The sequence below is a fragment of the Mesorhizobium sp. genome (assembly GCF_017306585.1).
Lineage (GTDB): Bacteria > Pseudomonadota > Alphaproteobacteria > Rhizobiales > Rhizobiaceae > Mesorhizobium.
Window position 1 is genome coordinate 1 of record NZ_JAFKIC010000326.1, and the last position, 4062, is coordinate 4062.

Annotated in this window: 3 protein-coding genes; 2 read left to right on the forward strand and 1 reads right to left on the reverse strand. The window is 68.5% G+C overall.

Annotated features, from left to right (window positions below; translation table 11 throughout):
• Positions 1-909: cytochrome d ubiquinol oxidase subunit II (locus J0I79_RS34115; protein WP_292870287.1), on the forward strand; the 909-nt coding region annotated here is incomplete at its 5' end.
• Positions 910-951: 42 nt separating this feature from the next.
• Here the strand turns inward: J0I79_RS34115 and J0I79_RS34120 are convergent.
• Positions 952-3540 carry an AAA family ATPase gene (locus tag J0I79_RS34120; protein WP_292870290.1) on the reverse strand — a complete coding sequence of 863 codons (2589 nt, stop codon included), beginning with the start codon at positions 3538-3540 and terminating at the stop codon, positions 952-954.
• 234 nt (positions 3541-3774) lie between these two features.
• Here J0I79_RS34120 and J0I79_RS34125 point away from each other — a divergent pair, with 234 nt between their 5' ends.
• On the forward strand, positions 3775-4047 hold the full coding sequence (locus tag J0I79_RS34125) for a DUF4242 domain-containing protein (protein WP_292870293.1): 273 nt from the start codon (positions 3775-3777) through the stop codon (positions 4045-4047).
• Positions 4048-4062: the final 15 nt, after the last annotated feature.

Sequence of the window (4062 nt, forward strand, 5' to 3'; positions counted from 1 at the left end):
GGCATCGGCATCCTGTTCGCGGCGGCTGAAGACGCCGAGCAGGACACGATGATCGCGGCGATCGGTCCGTTCTGGGACGCCAACGAGACCTGGCTGGTGCTGGCGGTAGGGCTGCTGCTGGTCGCCTTTCCGATGGCACACGGCGTCATCCTCACCGCGCTCTACCTGCCGGTTTTCGTGCTGCTGGTCGGGCTGATCCTGCGTGGCGTCGCCTTCGATTTCCGCGCCAAGGTGCCGGCGGGAAAGAAGCATCGCTGGAACCGAATCTTCTTTCTCGGCTCGCTGATCGCCTCGCTGGCGCAGGGCTACATGCTGGGCGTCTACGTGCTCGGCCTCGATGTCGGCGTCGGCGGCATGGCGTTCGGCGCGCTGGTGGCGCTCTGCCTGGCGGCTGCCTACGCGGCGATGGGCGCGGCCTGGGTGATCTACAAGACCGAAGGCGAACTGCAGAAGAAGGCGGTGCGCTGGCTGCGCACCGCGCTGGTGCTGACCGCGCTCGGCATGGCCGCCGTGTCGCTGGCGACGCCCTTCGCCAGCCCGCGCATCTTCGACAAATGGTTCGTCTGGCCCGAAATGCTCTACCTGTCGCCGCTGCCGGTGCTGTCGGCGCTCTTGTTCCTGTGGCTGTGGCGCCAGACCTTTCACCTGCCGAGGCCCGACGACAGCCATGCGCTGACGCCGTTCCTGACGCTGGCCGGCATCTTCGTGCTCGGCTTCGCCGGCCTCGCCTGGTCGTTCTATCCGTTCGTGGTGCCCGACAGGCTGACGATCTGGCAGGCGGCGTCGGCGACAGAAAGCCTGGCCATCATCCTGGCCGGCACGGTGGTGGTGCTGCCGATCATCATCTTCTATTCCTTCTATGCCTACCGCGTGTTCGGCGGCAAAGCGACGGATCTCACCTACGACTGAGATGGGCCCCTCGAGGCCTCGCGGCGGCACCAGGCGGTCCGGTCAGATCAGCCCGCTGTCCCGCGCGGCGGCAGTCGCCTGGCCACGCGAACCCGCTTCCAGCTTGCCCAGCACCGCCGAGACATGGTGGTCGACGGTTTTCGGCGAGATGGCGAGGTGCTCGGCGATGCGCTTGTTGGACAGGCCGCGCTCGATCAATTGCAGCACTTCCATCTGCCGCCGGGTCAGGCCGGCGCTGTTGGCGCGCGTGGTGCTGCGCGGGCCGCGCGCGATGCGGATGACGCCACTTCGCCGCATGATGTCGCGCAGGCGGTTGGCGACGGGCCGGGCGCCGAGCGCCTCGAATATCTCCAGCGCCGCGCGCTGCGCGGGCTCATCGCCCCGGGCAAGCGCCAGACCGCGTTCATAGGGCGCATTGAGGTCGGCCCAGGCGTCGGCCGCCCCTTGCCAGTCGCCGGCGAGCAGCATCCGATAGGGATCGGCCATGCCCGATGTGTCTCCGGGGTCGATGCCGGGCGCCAGCATATGGCGCCAGCCGGCCAGTTCGGCGAAGCCGGCGCGCGTCGGCGACATGCCTTCTGCAAGGCCGATCAGCCGCAGCGCCTCCGCCATGTCCGCTTCGCCGAGCCAGGCCTGTTCGGCGACCACGGCGGCATAGGGCAACAGGCGCTGGAGTTCGGTTCCCTTTTCCAGGAACCTCTTCATCTCGGCCAGAAGCGGTTCGGCCGACGGGTCACCGCGGCGTACCCGCAGCCGCGACAGCGCCACCAGGGCGGGGTAGCGCACGAGCGCGGTCGCCTGATTGCCGGCGAGAACCTCGACCGCTTCCGTCGCGGCTTCGTCCCACTGGCCATGGCGCAGCAGCAATTGCGCGCGCACGCCGCGCATGTAATCGCGCCAGGTCGCGAGATCGTTCTCGACGCAATAGTCGATGCCGCGGTCGAGGAAGGACTTGGCCAGGGGATAATCGAGCTGGTTCATGCCGCCGCAGGCGCTGTTGGTGAAGGCGCGCGCGGCATGCTCCTGGAAGTTCATGGCAAGCGCGATTTCGAGGCTGCGGGCAAGGTGCAGCTTTCCGCCATCCAGATCCAGCCACTGTTCGGCGGCGCCGACATTGTTGAGCGCGTGGCAGACGATGTCTTGCCGGTCGAGGTCCTCGGCAAGCTCAATCGCCCGGACGCCCAGCGACAACGTTTCGTCGAGCCGTTCCGCCAGCATCGCCAGTTGCGACAGGTTGGAATAAGCCATCGCCAGTTCCGGGCCGGCGGGTACGGTCTCCAGCAACGCCACGGCGCGCGCGCCATAGAGGTCGGCGGCCTGGCGGTCGCCCATCAGATAGGCGAAACGCGACAGGCATCTGAGGCTGTCACCCTCCTTCAGCGCGTCTCCCATGGCGTGATGGAGGAGGCGCGCCTGTTCCTGCGCGCCGATGGCGTCCTCGACGCGGCCGATCAGATGGCACTCGAATGCATATTGCTCGTAAAGCGCGGCGCGCTCCCCCGCCGGCAGACTGTCGGCCTGACGCAGCGCGACCTCGCAGTAACCGGCGGCGTCGCGATGGGCGCCGACACCGGAGGCTTCGCGCGCCGCCACGGGAGCGAACGCGCGCACGGCCTGCCAATTGTGCGCCTCGACGGCGTGGTGCACCAGCCGCGCGGTGGCGACGTCGCCCCTTTCCAGCATTGCCGACAGCGCCCGCTGGTTGAACTCGCGCTTGTGGCTGCTGGTCAGCATCGCCTCGACGGCGCGCCGGGCGATTTCGTGGCGGAACGCATAGGCATCGCCGAGATCGTCGAGCAGCCCGTTGGAGACGCATTCGGCGAGCTGGCCGGCGGCGGAAATACCGCACAGCCCGGTCAGCGCCCAGGCATCGGCGCGCCTCGGGAAAACGGAGACGGCGTCGAGCATGGCGCGGGCACCCGGCGACAGCCGCTCGGCCCGTGCGACCACGGCATCACGCACGCTGGCCGGCAGCGCCGTTTCGCTTCCGGCGCTGAGCAGTTCGGTGACGAAGAAGGCGTTGCCGGCGCTCGCGCGGTAGATGGCACCGCCGTCGCGGCCGGCGGCGTGGGCGAGCGAGAGCACCGCCGCCTCGCTCAGCAAGGGGATGTCGATGCGCACGACGCTGGCCGAAGGGATTTCGCCCAGCGCCCGGCGCACGCGCATCTGCCCTTCGGAGCGGTCGGTGCGGGCCGTGAGCAGCAGCAGGATGTGGGTGTTGGCGATGCGGCGGCCTAGGAAGCGGACGAAGTCCAGCGTCGCGTCGTCGGCCCAGTGCAGGTCCTCGATCACCAGCAGCGTCGCGCCCGCCCGCGTGTCGAAGACATCGAGCGCGTCGGAAAACAACGGCAGACGCTGTCCCTGACGCGCGTCGAGCGCGCGCGGCATCGGCCATTGCGCGTCCCTCGCCAGATCGAAGAGCGGCCCGAGCGGATCGGGGATCGACAGATCCTCGCAGGCGCTTCGCAGCACGCGCGCGCCCTCGCAGGCGCTGGCGATGAAGGCCTCGACAAGCGCCGTCTTGCCCGAGCCCGCCTCGCCCAGCAGCGCCGCGACATGGCCGTGGCCGCGCGCGGCCCGCGCCAGAAGACCGTCCAGCTGTTCCAGCTGCGCCTGCCGTTCCAGAAGCATGGTGCCTGCCCGAAATGATCCGGCCGATATGATCCGGTTCGCCGCCCGCCCAGCCCCCGATTCAGGCGACAACCTAGGCGGCTTCGGTATCCGCTGTGTGGCTCCGGCGCCAATATGGGGAAACAGACCGGGAAATATGGGGAATGGTTCCGATGCGGCCGGCAGGCAGGCGTGGTCTCCATTGCGGCGGCGCCCGGGACCGGGCGTGACGCAATGGACAGAAGGAAATCCTCCATGCCCCGTTATCTCGTCGAACGCACTTTTCCCGACGGTCTGAGCATACCGATGAACGATGCCGGCGCCGACGCGCTGGGCGGCGTCATCATGCGCAATGCCGAGAAAGGCGTTACCTGGGTGCAGTCTTTCGTGTCGCCGGACAAGAAGCACACGTTCTGCATCTACGACGCGCCCTCGCCCGAGGCGATCCGCAGCACGGCGCAGATGAACTCGCTGCCGGTCGACAAGATCACGGAGGTGCGGGTCCTCGACCCCTATTTTTACCGGTGACGGCACCGGTAAAGG

Coding starts and splice junctions, on each gene's coding strand:
- J0I79_RS34125 (WP_292870293.1), top strand. CDS start 3,775: ATGCCCCGTTATCTCGTCGAACGCACTTTTCCCGACGGTCTGAGCATA.
- J0I79_RS34120 (WP_292870290.1), bottom strand. CDS start 3,540: ATGCTTCTGGAACGGCAGGCGCAGCTGGAACAGCTGGACGGTCTTCTG.